This is a genomic window from Fictibacillus phosphorivorans (genome assembly GCF_007673525.1).
Lineage (GTDB): Bacteria > Bacillota > Bacilli > Bacillales > Fictibacillaceae > Fictibacillus > Fictibacillus phosphorivorans_C.
On sequence record NZ_VDZU01000001.1, the window covers coordinates 328518 to 343547 of the forward strand.

The 15030-nt window shown below is 43.0% G+C and carries 14 protein-coding genes; 11 read left to right on the plus strand and 3 right to left on the minus strand.

The genetic code is table 11. The features are described from left to right. Positions 1-186: 186 nt before the first annotated feature. Together aceB and yhfH are read right to left on the minus strand one after the other, a co-directional pair. A complete protein-coding gene (gene aceB, locus FS458_RS01575) occupies positions 187-1776 on the minus strand; it encodes a malate synthase A (protein WP_144697063.1) in 1590 nt (529 codons plus the stop codon). 83 nt (positions 1777-1859) lie between these two features. Further along, positions 1860-1991 carry a protein YhfH gene (gene yhfH, locus FS458_RS01580; RefSeq protein ID WP_137791063.1) on the minus strand — a complete coding sequence of 44 codons (132 nt, stop codon included), beginning with the start codon at positions 1989-1991 and terminating at the stop codon, positions 1860-1862. Positions 1992-2269: 278 nt separating this feature from the next. On the opposite strand from yhfH, the gene FS458_RS01585 reads away from it, so the two are divergent. From FS458_RS01585 to FS458_RS01635, 11 genes are all read left to right on the plus strand, one after another. Continuing rightward, positions 2270-2719: an Lrp/AsnC family transcriptional regulator gene (locus FS458_RS01585; RefSeq protein WP_066398772.1), complete on the plus strand. Its 450-nt coding sequence runs from the start codon at positions 2270-2272 to the stop codon at positions 2717-2719. A gap of 615 nt (positions 2720-3334) precedes the next feature. Continuing rightward, on the plus strand, positions 3335-4276 hold the full coding sequence (nikB, locus tag FS458_RS01590; protein ID WP_144697066.1) for a nickel ABC transporter permease: 942 nt from the start codon (positions 3335-3337) through the stop codon (positions 4274-4276). An 18-nt stretch (positions 4277-4294) separates the two neighbouring features. Continuing rightward, complete coding sequence (locus tag FS458_RS01595; RefSeq protein WP_144697069.1) at positions 4295-5191, plus strand: ABC transporter permease; 897 nt, start codon at positions 4295-4297, stop codon at positions 5189-5191. A gap of 16 nt (positions 5192-5207) precedes the next feature. Continuing rightward, positions 5208-6740 carry a glutathione ABC transporter substrate-binding protein gene (locus tag FS458_RS01600; protein WP_144697072.1) on the plus strand — a complete coding sequence of 511 codons (1533 nt, stop codon included), beginning with the start codon at positions 5208-5210 and terminating at the stop codon, positions 6738-6740. A 9-nt stretch (positions 6741-6749) separates the two neighbouring features. After that, the gene (locus FS458_RS01605; protein ID WP_144703190.1) at positions 6750-7757 is read left to right on the plus strand and encodes an ABC transporter ATP-binding protein; all 1008 of its coding nucleotides are present in this window, start codon (positions 6750-6752) and stop codon (positions 7755-7757) included. Then, complete coding sequence (locus FS458_RS01610) at positions 7729-8703, plus strand: ABC transporter ATP-binding protein (protein WP_144697075.1); 975 nt, start codon at positions 7729-7731, stop codon at positions 8701-8703. The genes FS458_RS01605 and FS458_RS01610 overlap by 29 nt, the downstream gene beginning before the upstream one ends. Before the next feature lie 5 nt (positions 8704-8708). Next, positions 8709-10352, plus strand: coding sequence for a gamma-glutamyltransferase family protein (locus FS458_RS01615; RefSeq protein WP_144697078.1), 1644 nt, complete (start codon positions 8709-8711; stop codon positions 10350-10352). 36 nt (positions 10353-10388) lie between these two features. Further along, positions 10389-10970, plus strand: a complete 582-nt coding sequence (locus FS458_RS01620; RefSeq protein WP_144697081.1) for a chromate transporter — start codon at positions 10389-10391, stop codon at positions 10968-10970. Beyond that, on the plus strand, positions 10967-11497 hold the full coding sequence (locus tag FS458_RS01625; RefSeq protein WP_144697084.1) for a chromate transporter: 531 nt from the start codon (positions 10967-10969) through the stop codon (positions 11495-11497). Before FS458_RS01620 ends, FS458_RS01625 begins: the two co-directional genes overlap by 4 nt. A 283-nt stretch (positions 11498-11780) precedes the next feature. Beyond that, positions 11781-12743: a DMT family transporter gene (locus tag FS458_RS01630; protein ID WP_144697086.1), complete on the plus strand. Its 963-nt coding sequence runs from the start codon at positions 11781-11783 to the stop codon at positions 12741-12743. Positions 12744-12939: 196 nt separating this feature from the next. Beyond that, positions 12940-13809, plus strand: coding sequence for an AraC family transcriptional regulator (locus FS458_RS01635; protein ID WP_144697089.1), 870 nt, complete (start codon positions 12940-12942; stop codon positions 13807-13809). 87 nt (positions 13810-13896) lie between these two features. Here FS458_RS01635 and FS458_RS01640 read toward each other — a convergent pair whose 3' ends face one another. Further along, positions 13897-15027, minus strand: coding sequence for a hypothetical protein (locus FS458_RS01640; RefSeq protein ID WP_144697092.1), 1131 nt, complete (start codon positions 15025-15027; stop codon positions 13897-13899). Between the last annotated feature and the right edge of the window lie 3 nt (positions 15028-15030).

Genomic DNA, 15030 nt, shown 5'->3' on the forward strand with positions numbered 1-15030 from the left:
AACCCCTCATTTCACTCAAAAGGTCACTTGTTTCGCGCACAAACACTATCGTTTCGCTCGGTAAAGCACTTAAACCGTCTCAACTACATTAATAAAGGGGCATATATTACATGAGAATGGGTTAATCATTCATTAATTAATATGAAAATCTATAAGTTGGAACAAAAAATTGATAAAAAGATAAAACTACAACACCTCATAACCACGATTGGTTAAGAAATCTTGAAACTCATCATCGCGGATCAGCTCATCAAACAGCGCGACAGCTTCCATAAAACGACCAGAATTGAATGACTCCTCATTCATTCCTTGTCTCAACTTTTGAACTTCCTGCAACTTTAGTTCCTCTACCAGCTCGAACGTCACTTTGCGGCCGTCACGTAAAATGCCTTTCGGGTGTCGGATCCATTGCCATACTTGGGCTCGTGAGATTTCTGCCGTAGCTGCATCTTCCATGAGATGGTTGATCGGTGCAGCTCCTTTACCTCTCAGCCAAGAAGCAATGTATTGGATGCCGACACTAATGTTGACCCGCAAACCTTCTTCTGTGATTTCGCCTTCTGGTACAGCCACTAAATCATCAGCCGTTACGACTACATCTTCACGTTTTCGATCGATCTGATTAGGTGTTGGCATGATTCGGTCGAACACATCCATAGCAACAGGCACGAGTCCCGGATGGGCAACCCATGTCCCGTCATGACCGTCAGAAGCCTCGCGCTCTTTGTCAGCACGCACTTTTTCAAAAGCAGCAGCGTTTGCAGCTTCATCGTTTTTGATTGGAATTTGTGCCGCCATCCCACCGATCGCAGGAGCGTTTCGTTTATGACACGTCTTGATTGCCAAAAGAGAGTAAGATCTCATGAACGGAACAGTCATCGTAACGAGCGAACGGTCAGGAAGAATGACGTGTGGCTGATTACGGAACTTCTTAATATAGCTGAAAATATAATCCCATCTTCCACAGTTTACGCCTGCGGAATGTTCACGAAGTTCGTATAAAATTTCGTCCATCTCAAATGCGGCAACGATCGTCTCGATGAGTACAGTTGCTTTAATTGTGCCTCTTGGAATCCCAAGCTGTTCTTGCGCGTAAATAAACACATCGTTCCAAAGGCGAGCTTCTTTATGGCTTTCCATTTTAGGAAGATAGAAGTAAGGTCCTGACCCGTTTTCGATCAGTGTCTTTGCGTTGTGGTAAAAATAAAGGCCAAAATCTACTAAGCTACCAGACATCGGTTCATTGTCGACAACGATATGTTTTTCTTCAAGATGCCAGCCACGTGGGCGTACAATGAGCGTGGCGATCTTTTCGTTCAATGTATACGTTTTTCCGTTTCCATTATCAAAAGAGATGGAACGGTTAACGGCATCCTTTAAGTTGATCTGACCATCAATCGTGTTCTCCCAAGTAGGAGAGTTGGAATCTTCAAGATCAGCCATGAACAGCTTAGCTCCTGAGTTAAGCGCGTTGATCACCATCTTGCGGTCAACAGGACCTGTTATCTCTACTCGTCGGTCTTGAAGATCTTGTGGAAGTGGTGAGATGGTCCAATCACTGTTACGGATATGTTCGGTTTCTGGTAAAAAGGTGGGCATGATCCCAGCATCAATTTCGAGTTGTCTCGCTTTACGTTGTTTCAGAAGTTCTTTGCGGGTGTTGTTAAAGTGAAGGTGCAATGATTTTAAGAAAAGAATGCTACCTGGTGTTAATATTTTTTCATACGCTGGAGTAATGGCGCCTAACACTTGTAGATTAGTAGTTTCAATCGTCACTTATTACACAGTCCTTTCTGAACATGTTATTAAACAGATGTGTTTATAAAATTATTGTTATATAACAGAAGAGGTAAAAAAATTTACCTCTCGTGTTTTCCCATGCAGCGCTCGCACTCATAAAGATAAGATTCATGTTGTTCCTCGATTACACATCCACATTCCGAACACGTCTTCTTAGGAATATTACGGTGAAGCTCCAAGTAATTTTTCATTTTAAATTCCTCCTGTTTTGTTTTTGATTTGATTATAATGCATTGTATTATAACAGTTTATATTTTGCAACACCTGTTTTACAACATTTTCTCATTTTTTATAAAATTGAGTCATCTGTCCAACTGTTTATCCTTGATATGACAGGGTTTGTGATAATGTGTAAAATTGCAAATACTGTTGTAATACAGTGTGAAATCCATATCTTTTTAGAGCTTATTTGAATTTTGAGAAAATAACGCTTACAATGAATTCATTCAAAGTAAGTGTGGTGATTGATTTGAAAATAGATGATACAGATCGAAAAATATTAGAGTTGCTTACACAAGATGGCAGAATGTCTTATGCAGAGATCGGTAAGGAATTAAGCCTTTCGCGTGTATCTGTTCGCGAACGTGTTAATCAGATGAAAAAAGCGGGAGTTATAGAGAAATTCAGTGTGGTGATTGACTCAGAAGCAGCAGGAAAGACCGTTTCAGCCTTCTTTGAAGTAGACTGTGAACCAGCCTATTTAGTTAAAGTAGCAGAGAAACTCGTAAATAACCCAAGTGTCGCAAGCTGTTACCAGATGACAGGGCCCAGCACATTACATATGCACGTATTGGTAGAAGATTTTCCTTCGTTAGAGAAGTTTATCAATAATGAACTGTATGGCATCAAAGGGATTTCGAGAGTAGAATCACATATTCTACTCAGAAGATTCAAGAGCCGATCAGGGCTAAAACTATAGAGCTGTTTTTTGTAAACTTTATTGCTTTTGGAAGGGTTGATTTCCGTTCCAGGCTGCTTGCTTTCCACGGGGCAGACGCTGAGCCACATTCGTACGTTTAACTCTTAAGTGTCTCAGCTGCCCTCCTTAAGAAGTTCCTTGCTCCTGCGTCTACAAGTGATGCTTCGTAGTAAGCTTCCTTGTCGCATGCCTTGCAAGGAGTATCTCATGTGGTAGGCACGCTCCTTCCACTCCAATCAATTTTCAAAGGTGACAATTAGTTTAAAGCAACAATCTTTTAGAAAAGAACGAACTATAAAGAATACAAAGAGGATTCGAATGGACAGCTATCCATTTCGAATCCTCTTTTATTATTCCAGTGAAGCAATTATATAAACTAGGCTCATCCTCCTATCCCAAAAACGTTTAGTAGTGCATTGGTTTATGTCTCGATACATAGGTGCGGGAACAAAGAACCAAATTAAGATTTTATATAGAAAATATTCTGAATATATTTTATAATCAGAAACAATATTAAACGTTTGTTAGTTTATATTTGGATTTTGGTTAACAAACGGAGGTAATTGTTGCTTAATTGTATCGGAAAAATGAAAAAAGGGGAGAGGTGAAGAGAAAATGGCAGGTTTGGTTGTAAGGCGTGTTTTTCAGTTAGTGCTCTTATTAATCGGTATTTCATTCATTGTTTTTATGAGTATGCATATTGCGCCAGGTGATCCGGCAAGTATTATCGGCGGACCAACAGCGACTCAAGAAGACGTTGAAGCGATCAGAGAAAACCTTGGACTTAATGAGCCGTTGCTCGCTCAATATTTTGATTACTTAAAAGGTATTTTTGCAGGTGACTTAGGGTTCTCCTATCAGACAAAACAAGCGGTGTCAGAAGCGATTATCGATCGTTTCCCAAACACACTGAACCTGGCAATCGCAAGTATTATTGTTGCGATTGTAATCGGTGTAACTGCAGGAATCATATCAGCATTAAAGCATAACACGTGGTTTGATGGACTGAGCACCATTATTGCTCTCGGGGGAATCTCCATTCCTAACTTTTGGTTAGGTGCGATATTGATCCTAATTTTCGCTGTTAACCTTCAATGGTTTCCAGTTGGGGGATTGACCGAACCGTTCTGGACTGTTGAAGGAATGAAACAGCTCGCACTTCCTGCTATTACTCTTGGAACAGGCTCAGCCGCAATGATCGCTAGAATGAGTCGTTCTGCCATGTTGGAAGTGATTCGAGCAGATTACGTAAGAACCGCAAGAGCGAAAGGCGTTCGTGAAAGAACAGTCATCATGATGCATTGTCTTCGAAACGCAATGATTCCAGTCATTACAGTGATCGGCTTGAATTTTGGTTTCTTACTTGGAGGCACCATCATTACAGAATCTGTTTTTGCCATCAATGGGGTTGGCAGGCTTATGATTGAGTCTATTGCAGCTCGTGATTTTCCGATGGTTCAAGGATCGGTTCTTCTTGTAGCCACACTGTTCGTCTTAGTGAACTTAATTGTCGATATCGTATATGCCTTTATTGATCCAAGGATCAGTTACGAATAAACGCGAAGGGGGGATAACATGTCAACGGAATTAGTAACACAGCAGTTACCGTCACATAAGAAAAAGAAAGAGTTTGCGCTTTTCAAAACGTGGAAACGGCTCATTAAGAATAAGATGGCTATCGTCGGTCTCGTGATCATTGCCTTTCAGCTGTTTATAGCTCTTGCAGCTCCAGTCATTGTAGGAGTGGATCCAAACAAACAGAACTTGGAACTGAGTGAACTGCCTATTGGAACAGAAGGGCATTGGCTAGGAACGGATAATTATGGACGAGATATCTGGAGCAGAATCGTATATGGCGCGAGGATCTCGTTGTTAGTAGGAATCGGTGCTGTAAGTCTTGGATTAGCGGGCGGAGTCGTACTTGGTTTGCTATCTGGTTACTATAGAAGGCTCGACGGCATCATTATGAGATTCGTAGATTTAATGTTTGCTTTTCCTGGTATTCTGCTAGCTATGCTGATCATTGCAATCTTAGGGACAAGCCTAGTGAACGTCGTAATTGCCATCAGTATATGGTCGATTCCAACGTGTGCGCGTATCGTTCGGGGAAGTGTTCTCTCCATTAAGAAGCAAGAGTACATTATCGCGATGCGATCACTAGGAGCAAGTGACCTTCGCATCATGGTCAGGCATGTTCTGCCAAATTGTATGGCTCCTATTATCGTCTTTGCGACTATGAGGATGGCAACTGCGATTCTATCAACGGCATCATTAAGTTTCCTAGGCTTAGGCGCACAGCCGCCAACGCCTGAATGGGGTGCGATGATTGCTGCAGGACAGGAGTACATGTGGACATCGCCTCATATGATTGTGATTCCGGGTATCGCCATCATGCTAGTTGTGTTTGCGTTTAATGTTGTCGGTGATGCGCTTCGTGACGCGTTAGATCAAGGAATGAGTTTGGACAAATAAGAGGGGGATATGACAAATGGGAAAAAAGTGGTTTGCTAGTTTGCTAACGGTTCTTTTTGTATTGTCATTGGCTTTAGTGGGTTGCAGCAGCAATTCTTCATCAGGCGGAAGTGCAGGGAAAGCTGAACAAGAGCTAACCTATGCAACGACTTCCAAAGTGGTAGGTCTATCACCAATTCTAACAAATGATTCTGTATCATCTACAGTGATTGAACAAATCTATGAAACGTTATTTGTTCGAGATAACAAAGGTGAAATCGTTCCACACCTTGCAGAATCCTATGAAAACCCAGACGAAAATACATGGGTGATCAAGTTGAAGAAAGATATAAAATTTCACGATGGAACTCCGTTCAACGCAGAATCTGTTAAATACACGTTTGATAAATTAAAAGATCCGAAGACAGCAGCACCGCGTGCATCACTTTTAGCACCTGTATCATCCATCGAAGTTCAGGACGAGCATACAGTTGTTTTAAAAACAGAGAAGCCATATGGACCGATGCTTGCGGCTTTAACGCACTCAAATGCGGCCATCGTATCTCCAACAGCTGATCAAAAGCAGGATCTCATGAAAGATCCAGTTGGAACAGGACCATTTACGTTCTCTGAAAAAGTAAACGGCGATGACATCGTACTCGTGAAGAACAAGGACTATTGGCAGAAGCCGGCCAAACTTGAAAAGCTAACGTTTACAGTCGTTCCTGAAGTATCAACGGCGATCTCTATGCTGCAGACCGGAAAAGTTCAGTTGATCGATGGACTGGCACCTGAACTGATGCCGCGTCTAGAGAAGATTAAGAACGTTGATATTCGGAAAAAAGAAGGAACTCCTGTTTACTACTTGGCTTTTAACATGGAAAAAGAACCGATGAACGACTTGAAATTTAGACAAGCTGTTTCACAAGCAATCAACCGTGAAGGATACTTGAAAAAGTTAAACGGTCTCGGAGTTTATTCAAACAGCTTCATCGGACCAGAAGTTTTTGGGCACAACGAAAGCAGTGATAAGGGACCGAAGTTTGATCAGGCAGAAGCGAAGAAACTTGTAAAAGATAACGGGTTTGATAAAAAGGAAATCAAGATTTTAGCTGCTAATACGAGTCAGTACATGAACATGGCTGAAGTCATTCAGTCACAGTTAAAAGAAGCGGGGATAAACGCAAACATCGAGACGATTGAGTGGGGCACTTACCTGGATGTGTCGAAAAAAGGTGACTTTGATATTACGATTGCTGGCTGGTCGAACGTTACGGGAGATGGAAGTGAATTATTGTTCCCACGACTTCATTCTGCGAACATTGACGCAACAAATTTAAGCCGTTATAAAGATGCTGAGCTCGATAAGCTGATCGATCAATCTCGTTCTGTAGTGGATCAAGAACAGCGTAAAGAAATCTTAACAAAAGCGGATGAATATGTGATGACACAGCTGCCGGTTCTGCCGATCTACCATGGCATCGCCTCAGCCGCTTACGATAAATCTGTTAAAGGCTTTGAGATGGAACCTACAGGACAGTGGTCACTTTACGGCGTTTATAGAGAGTAGGGATGGATGATGAAAGAGACTGTTTTAGAGGTAAAGGATCTAGTGACAACGTTTAAATCAGCGGACGGTCCATTGCCGGCTGTCCGGGGCGCTTCCTTTTCAGTAAAAAAAGGAGAAACACTCTGTATCGTTGGAGAATCGGGCTGTGGTAAAAGTATCACAGCTCTTTCCATCATGGGACTTCTGCCATCAAACGGAATGATAGCAGACGGATCGATCTACTTTAATCAAAGAAACCTTGCCGAAATGTCACCAAAACAGATGCAGAAAGTGCGCGGAAACGATGTATCCATGATTTTTCAGGAACCGATGACAGCTTTAAACCCTGTATTCACGATTGGTTTTCAGATTCGTGAACCATTGATGATCCATTTGAAGTTATCAAAGAAACAAGCACATATGAGAGGAATTGAGCTTTTAAGGATGGTTGGGATTCCGTCACCCGTCGAACGGATGAATCAATTTCCGCATGAGTTGAGCGGAGGGATGAGGCAGCGCGTCATGATTGCGATCGCACTATCTTGCAACCCGTCTCTGTTGATTGCTGACGAACCGACAACAGCACTTGATGTGACCATTCAGGCTCAAATCATTGACCTTCTCAACGATTTGAAAGAACAGCTCGACATGAGCATGATTATGATCACGCATGATATGGGAGTTGTCGCCGAGATTGCTGATCGAGTGATCGTGATGTATGCAGGAGAAATAATTGAAGAAGGCCGTGTGGAAGAAATCTTTGAGAATCCTCAGCATCCTTATACAAAAGGCTTGTTAGCTTCTGTACCAAATGTTGATGATCCAGAATTTGATCTGAAGCCAATCGCAGGGTCGATGCCGATGCTAAATGAGCAGATCTCGGGATGCCGTTTTCATCCGCGCTGTCCGTATGCTTTTGATAAATGTATGGAAAAATCTCCGAAAACATTTCACGTTACAGATAAACAGAGTGTAAGGTGCTGGCTGCAAGAAGAGGGGGTCGAACAGAATGGTGGTAGACGAGCAAGTTCTTTATAGCGTAAAAAATGTAAAAAAGCATTTTCCTGTGAGAGGCGGCCTGCTGCAGAGGGTAAAGAACCATGTGAAGGCAGTTGACGGAATCACGCTTGATATTTATAAAGGAGAGACTTTAGGCGTTGTTGGTGAATCTGGGTGCGGGAAATCGACGCTCGGAAGAACGATCCTTGGACTTGAATCGCTGACAGAAGGAGAACTCGTTTTTAACGGGAATAACATTAGTAACTATTCATCGAGGCAGTTAAAGCCTTATAAAAAAGAGATGCAGATGATCTTTCAAGATCCGTATGCCTCACTTAACCCAAAACAGCGGATTGGTGATGCTCTAGAAGAAGCGCTCATCATCCATACAAATCTAACCTCATTAGAACGAAGAGAAAGGGTTCTTCAACTTTTAAACGAGGTTGGTCTAAAAGAAGAGCATTATGAGCGCTATCCGCATGAATTTAGCGGTGGTCAGCGCCAGCGAATTGGGATAGCACGTGCGATCTCGATCAATCCATCCTTTATCGTGTGCGATGAACCTGTGTCAGCGTTAGATGTTTCCGTTCAAGCACAAGTGATCAAACTTTTACGTGATCTTCAAGAAAAGCATGGCCTAACCTATCTGTTCGTGTCGCATGACCTTGGTGTAGTGCGGCACCTCTGCAATCGAGTACTGGTTATGTATCTGGGTCAGATGGTGGAACTCGCGCCTGTTCATAAGCTGTACGAAAATCCAACACATCCATATACAGAGGCGTTATTGTCTGCCATACCAAGACCTACTGTTGGGAGAAAGAGAGAGCGCATCCGGTTAAGAGGCGATCTACCTAGTCCCTCCAATCCACCGACAGGATGTCCATTTCATACGCGTTGTCCTATCGCAAAAGAGCATTGTTCAACAGAAAAACCCGCATGGCGCGAAATTGATGAAGGTCATTTTATCGCCTGCCACGAAAGGTGAGAATCATGAATCAAACGATACAGGATACGAAACAGAAACTTCAGTACAATGCCCTTCATAACCCTTATCATTCAGATCGTATGAGCGTTTTTTCGAAAAAAGGGATGGTTGCGACGAGTCAGCCGCTCGCTGCTCAAGCTGGGCTTGATATGTTAAAAAAGGGTGGAAATGCGGTTGATGCAGCTATTGCTACCGCAGCCTGTCTAACGGTCGTTGAACCAACATCGAACGGAATCGGTGGTGATGCGTTTGCACTCGTCTGGGTGAATGGTGAACTGCATGGCTTGAACTCGAGTGGTCCCGCACCAAGAAGCATTTCGATTGAAGAAGTAAAAAAAGCGGGACATGATGTCATGCCAAAGTTTGGCTGGCTGCCTGTTACAGTGCCAGGTGCGCCTGCTGCTTGGGCGGAACTATCCAACCGATTTGGCAAGCTTCCGTTTAAAGAAGTGTTGCAACCTGCAATCTCATACGCCGAAGAAGGTTACCCTTTAACGCCCATTCTCGGTAAGTACTGGCGAAAAGCATATGAAACGTACAAGCGTGAATTAAAAGGCGAGGAGTTCGAGAGCTGGTTCCAAACCTTTGCACCTGACGGACGTGCGCCAGAAGTAGGCGAGATTTGGCGCTCACCTCACCATGCGAATACATTACGAGACATCGCAGAAACGAAATCCGAATCTTTTTATAGAGGAGCACTCGCACAAAAAATAAGCGAGGCGTCAGAAGCGCACGGCGGATTTCTCCGAAGTGAGGATTTCGCTACCTTTTATCCCGAGTGGGTAAAACCGATCAGCGTGAACTACAGAGGATATGACGTTTGGGAAATACCGCCGAACGGTCAAGGCATCGTTGCACTTATGGCACTTAACACGCTAAAAGGATATAATTTTACCGAAAAAGAATCAGCGGAAACCTATCATAAACAGATCGAAGCCATCAAATTAGCCTTTGTGGATGCGAAAAAATATGTAACAGACCCACTAAGGATGAATGTATCTGTTGAAGGATTATTGTCGGAGAGCTATGCTGCAAAACGTAGAGACCTGATCGGTCATGAAGCTCTTCAGCCAGAACCCGGAACACCGCCAAGTGGTGGAACGGTATATCTTGCAACGGCAGATGAAGAAGGCAATATGGTCTCCTTCATTCAGAGCAACTACATGGGGTTCGGTTCTGGTGTAGTCGTTCCTGAAACGGGGATCGGACTGCAGAATAGAGGACATGATTTCTCGCTGGATCCAGATCACGATAACGCACTCGCTCCAGGAAAAAAGACGTATCATACGATCATTCCTGGCTTTTTAACGAAGAATGGAAAAGCCGTAGGACCTTTCGGTGTGATGGGAGGCTACATGCAGCCTCAAGGTCACGTGCAAGTTGTGATGAACACGGTTGATTTTCATCTTAACCCGCAAGCCGCACTAGATGCGCCACGCTGGCAGTGGATGGAGGATAAGAAAGTTCTAGTCGAACGCTCACTACCGCCGCATATTGTTGATGACTTAGCGAGAAGGGGTCATGACGTTCAAGTGGCTGCAGATTCAGGGAACTTTGGTCGAGGACAGATCATTTGGAGAGACCCAGAGACAGGTGTATTAGCAGGTGGAACGGAAGGAAGAACAGATGGCTCGATCGCTGCATGGTAACATACTAAACTCAACTAAGAATAAAGGACTGATCATATGACGTATCTCAACTTGTTTCTTGCCTTCTTTCGGTCGGGCATGCTGGGGTATGGGGGAGGTCCTTCTTCCATCCCTTTAGTTCATAAGGAAGTGGTCGGAAAATACAAATGGATGAACGACGAAGAATTTGGAGATGTGTTGGCGCTAGGAAACACACTTCCTGGGCCGATCGCGACAAAAATGGCCGGATATATCGGATACCGAGTTGCAGGCATTACGGGTCTCTTCGTTTCGCTATTAGCAACGATTCTGCCGACCATTATCCTCATGATTCTGCTCTTAACCTCACTCCGAGAATTTAAGGATCAGCCATGGGTACAAGGCATGACAAAAGGAGTCATTCCCGTTGTCGCTGTGATGCTCGCTGTCTTAACGTGGCAGTTCTTTGATAGCTCCAAAAAAGGGCTAGGTTTAAAGCTCAGCCTATTTCACATTTTCGCTGGTGTTATCCTTCTTCAATTTCTAGGTGTCCACCCTGGAATCATCATTGGTGCATTATTGGCATACGCTCTTTTTGGACCATTGAAGGGAACGGATAAAAAGAAAGCAAGCGTGCGGGAAGGAGAGGAGACAGGATGACTTTTTGGCATATCTTTCTCGCCTTTTTCTTACCCGGAATTTTAGGATATGGCGGTGGACCGGCGTCCATTCCTTTAATTGAAAACGAAGTCGTCGACCGCTATGAATGGCTTTCTGTTAATGAATTTACCGAAGTACTGGCGCTAGGTAATGCGCTTCCTGGTCCGATCGCGACAAAGATGGCAGGCTACATCGGATACCAAGAGGGAGGCTGGTTTGGGGCGTTTGTTGGCGTATTCGCAACCGTTGCGCCATCCCTTTTATTGATGGTCGCGTTTTTAGGTCTTGTTTATAAATTTAAAGATTCACCACGAGTAAAGAACATGAGCACGTATGTAAAACCGACGATCGCTGTGCTTCTTGGCATCATGGCGTATCAGTTCTTTGCCGAATCGTATATAAGCGTTGGTTGGATGCACACACTATTTCTAACTGCTGCCAGTTTTTTATTGATGGAAAAAGTGAAAGTGTCCCCGGTGTTTGTGATTATTGGATCACTCGGGTATGGAGCGGTGTTTTTGGCTTAGGTTAGGGGGAAGCGGAACTTCTGTGGGGTTTCGCTTCTTTTCGTTTGTTACAAAGTTGTCGATTATGATCGAAAATCGGATAAATGTTGGATTACCACGTATAAATGGCAAGTTACCTCGTATAAAATTCGGATTACCTCGTACAAAAAGTAATTTACCTCGTAATTATTGAACCAAAAGACTCCTCCCAAATGCATACAACCATATGGTAAGATAATAAAAAAAGATAAGCATGTTGGACAAGACAGATGAATACTTTTTAAAGGGAAATGGAGGACTTAACATGAGACCGATATGGCTTGGAATTGCGGCAGCCTTTTTCTTTGGCGTCACGTTCATCTTGAATCGTTCCATGGATTTATCAGGCGGAAGCTGGCATTGGAGTGCAGCCCTTCGCTTTTTTTACATGGTTCCGTTATTGTGGATTATCGTTTGGATGCGTGGCAACGTGCGTCCTGTGTTTCAAGAACTTAAGAAACGGTTTGGCACATGGTTTTTATGGAGTTCGGTTGGATTTGTGCTCTTTTATGCACCGATTACATACGCAGCAGGTTTTGGAGAAGCGTGGTTAGTGGCGGCGACTTGGCAGATTACGATCGTTGCAGGTTCTCTTCTCGTGCCCTTCTTTTATGAAGGAGACAAAAGCAATGGAGCAACACGTCAGAAGATACCTTTTAGAGGATTAGGTTTTTCACTGATCATACTAGGAGGTGTGGCACTCGTTCAAGTGCAGGAAGCAAGTGGGGTAAACGGCTCTGCTTGGTTGAACGTTGTGTTGCCTGTTCTGATTGCGGCGATCGCCTATCCACTAGGCAATCGAAAAATGATGGTTGTAACAAACAAACGCCTCGATGCTTTTCAGCGAGCATTCGGTATGACAATCGCCTCACTTCCTTGGTGGATTGTCCTCGCCGGAATCGGATGGGTGGAGAGCGGACCTCCAACGAATGATCAGTTGTGGCAGACGTTTTTAGTAGCCATTTCATCTGGGGTTATTGCAACTGTCCTCTTTTTCCAAGCGACGGATCTTTGTGCGAACAATCCTGTGAAACTGGCTGGTGTAGAAGCGACGCAATCGGCTGAGATCATTTTTGTATTAGCCGGTGAGATGTGGCTGTTATCGATCGCAAGCCCAACGTTCCTTTCAATGATGGGCGTTCTCATCATCATGCTCGGCATGTTTTTACACAGTTATTATGGAAAAACAGAAGTGGTGCAAAAAAAATCTATGAAACTTGCAAAATGATGAATAAAAAAATGTGAGCTGGGAATAGTAGTACTACCCCCCCCTTTTTAAATAGTAATTTGAAACAGCCGTTGCCCGTAGCAGCGGTTGTTTTTTTTGTGCGATGTAAACGTCAAATCCGTTAAACTATATACAGAGATTGTCGGATGTCATCTTCTTCCCCTTGTTATTCTTATTTTGAAAGGAGGCGTTAGTAATGGATTCGCTTAAGAGTATGAACGACGCGTTGCAATATATGGAGGATCACCTTCAATATGAGATTGACTTTGCGGAAGTAGCGAAACGAGCGTATTGTTCAGAGTATCATTTTAAACGTATGTTTTCCTTTTTGGCAGGAGTTCCACTTTCAGAATACGTTCGCCGCAGAAGGCTAACTCTTGCAGCTTTTGAGTTGCAGAACAGCGACATAAAAGTAATTGATGTGGCAGTGAAATACGGATACTCTTCACCAGATTCTTTTACAAAAGCGTTTCAGCAGATGCATGGCATTACACCATCAGAAGCTCGTAAAAACGGTCATTCACTCAAAGCCTTTCCGCGCATGTCCTTTCAATTATCGGTAAAAGGAGGAAGTGAAATGAACTATCGTATCGTTGAAAAAGAGGCCTTTTCTATTGTGGGTCTCAAGAAAAGGGTTCAGCTCGTTTTTGAGGGAGTTAATCCCGAGATTGCCGCGATGTGGCAGAGCCTCACACCAGAGATGATTAGTGAGCTGAAGAGTTTATCAAATATAGAGCCTAGTGGCTTAATCAGCGCTTCAACGAACTTTTCGGAGAGGACAACTGAAAACAGTGAGCTTGATCATTATATTGGGGCAGCCACAACAAATGTTTGTCCTGAGAATCTGTCAGAACTAATGGTGGAAGCATCCACTTGGGCAGTATTTGAAGCGGTCGGCCCTTTTCCAGAAACTCTGCAGAACGTGTGGGGACGCATCTATTCAGAATGGTTTCCATCATCGTCGTATGAACAAACAGAAGGACCAGAGATTCTTTGGAACGCGGATAAAGATACGACGTCACCTACATTTAGAAGTGAGATTTGGGTGCCTGTTAAGAAAAAATAAAGCAGTAGTATAGGATGCATCGGCTAAGTGGCCGGTGCTTTTTTAACAAAGCAGCATCTAGCTTGAATTAGCTGATGCTGCTCCTCCTTATATATTCTTCAGTTTCTCTCTTCGATAACGCCACATAAACAATAGCGAGGAAAGTATAAGGATGATCACGAAAGAAATAGGTAAGAGGTAAGGGTTTAAATAAATGGTAGTAAGATTTTGCACGAGATACGTTGTACCTGAACCAAACAGCAAGAAGGCTAGCGGAACGTGCAGACCTACACTCGTCATATAATTGGGAGCAACGCTAGATACCCAAGCTCCGACCAATACTAACGCTAATCCTAACAGAAAGATACAAATAACAGTAAGAACGATATATTGGAAAAAGGTTAGATCATACCATGAAACAAAAAAATTAAAAATAGAGTTGATCGGCAGCGGAAAGAACATACTCGTGTCATTGCCTCTATACATGAAAAAGAAAAAAGCGAGCTGAGCGGTTATAACGATCATTGCGGCAGATATTCCTGTAAGGAGCTTTTGAGAAAAAAGTTTGCGTCCTGTTTTTGATGTATACTGCAGAAGCTGCACGTGATTTCGCTTGTCCCTGATATATAAAGGCATATGAATAATCATGATGTTTAGGAAGATAAGGATGGCTACATATTTTATTAAACAATTGTAATTATCAAATACCATATCCGTAAATATCGCTTTTGTTGATCCGTTTTCAACCAATTCATCCATACGTGCATTTTGTTTTGGAGTTAGTTCATGCTCATTAAAACGTTCAGGATGCTCATATCTGTCGATGATCCCATCGCGTGCCTGAATCTCCCAAAAAATATCTACAGAGTCTTCAAAAAAGATTTTGCTGTGCAGGGCAGCTAGTTTTTCGTTTTCCAGATCCATGTTGCTAAATTCCTCATAGGTATCAATGCCAGCAGCGACCATTTCTTTCTGTGACTTAAGATACTCTGTTGCTTCTGCTATTCGTTGTTCCTTAATCTCTTTAAAATCTTCAAATTCCTCATTATCCATAGATTTGCCATAATCAACTAGCATTTTTTGCGTAGCTCGGAAATCATCTAATAGTGGTCTGCCGTTAGGAAAATACTTAAATTCAAACATGATAAACTGTTGATATACGATGAAGCTGACTAAAAGCAGCAGGCAGATGATTTTTACCGAAAACAGCTTTCTTATCTCATTAAATAAGATTCTCATAAG

Excerpts from the sequence above, each read along its gene's own strand:
- nikB (WP_144697066.1), top strand. The coding sequence starts at position 3,335 with ATGGCAGGTTTGGTTGTAAGGCGTGTTTTTCAGTTAGTGCTCTTATTA.
- FS458_RS01610 (WP_144697075.1), top strand. The coding sequence starts at position 7,729 with ATGGTGGTAGACGAGCAAGTTCTTTATAGCGTAAAAAATGTAAAAAAG.
- FS458_RS01630 (WP_144697086.1), top strand. The coding sequence starts at position 11,781 with ATGAGACCGATATGGCTTGGAATTGCGGCAGCCTTTTTCTTTGGCGTC.
- FS458_RS01640 (WP_144697092.1), bottom strand. The coding sequence starts at position 15,027 with ATGAGAATCTTATTTAATGAGATAAGAAAGCTGTTTTCGGTAAAAATC.
- FS458_RS01600 (WP_144697072.1), top strand. The coding sequence starts at position 5,208 with ATGGGAAAAAAGTGGTTTGCTAGTTTGCTAACGGTTCTTTTTGTATTG.
- FS458_RS01625 (WP_144697084.1), top strand. The coding sequence starts at position 10,967 with ATGACTTTTTGGCATATCTTTCTCGCCTTTTTCTTACCCGGAATTTTA.
- FS458_RS01595 (WP_144697069.1), top strand. The coding sequence starts at position 4,295 with ATGTCAACGGAATTAGTAACACAGCAGTTACCGTCACATAAGAAAAAG.
- FS458_RS01635 (WP_144697089.1), top strand. The coding sequence starts at position 12,940 with ATGGATTCGCTTAAGAGTATGAACGACGCGTTGCAATATATGGAGGAT.
- yhfH (WP_137791063.1), bottom strand. The coding sequence starts at position 1,991 with ATGAAAAATTACTTGGAGCTTCACCGTAATATTCCTAAGAAGACGTGT.
- FS458_RS01605 (WP_144703190.1), top strand. The coding sequence starts at position 6,750 with ATGAAAGAGACTGTTTTAGAGGTAAAGGATCTAGTGACAACGTTTAAA.
- FS458_RS01615 (WP_144697078.1), top strand. The coding sequence starts at position 8,709 with ATGAATCAAACGATACAGGATACGAAACAGAAACTTCAGTACAATGCC.
- FS458_RS01620 (WP_144697081.1), top strand. The coding sequence starts at position 10,389 with ATGACGTATCTCAACTTGTTTCTTGCCTTCTTTCGGTCGGGCATGCTG.